This window comes from Hymenobacter plasmatis (genome assembly GCF_020711255.1).
GTDB lineage: Bacteria > Bacteroidota > Bacteroidia > Cytophagales > Hymenobacteraceae > Hymenobacter.
Genome location: NZ_JAJFAW010000071.1, coordinates 1 through 564 on the forward strand (window position 1 = coordinate 1; position 564 = coordinate 564).

The 564-nt window shown below is 70.9% G+C and carries 1 pseudogene; it reads left to right on the forward strand.

The annotated features are described in order from the left end of the window. Positions 1–564, forward strand: a pseudogene (locus LJ738_RS21175) (hypothetical protein); the annotation flags it as partial.

The window sequence follows — 564 nt, forward strand, 5'->3', positions numbered from 1 at the left end:
TGACCATCACGGTCACCGCCGCCAAGGACGCCTGCTCGGCCACGGCCACCTACACGCTCTCCGTCAACGCGGCCGCCGCCCCGCCAAAAACGGCGCAGAGCATCGCCTTCGACCAAGCTTTGCCGAACGTGTCAACCAGCGCCTCGCCCATCACGCTCTCGGCCACCGCCTCCTCGGGCCTGGCCGTGAGCTACTCGGCCACGGGCCCGGCCACGGTCAGCGGCAGCACGCTCACGCTTTCCGGCACGCCCGGCACGGTGACCGTGACGGCCAACCAGGCCGGCAACGCCACGTACGATGCCGCCGCGCCCGTGTCGCGCTCGTTTACCGTGACGGCCGAGGCCTCGGCCACAGCCTGCTTTCAGGACCAGACCGCGGCCAACTTTGCCGCCGGCACCACCGGCGCCGGCGCTTACCTGCCGGCCACGGGCGGCGTGAGCCTCAAGCCGCAGGTGGCCGAAGAGTTTACCACCACACCGCCCACTAGCGAGTGGCAGAGCTTCTCCTGGACTCCTGGCAGCGGCGGCACCACCTTCGCCGGTGGGCAAGCCATCGTGGACGGCG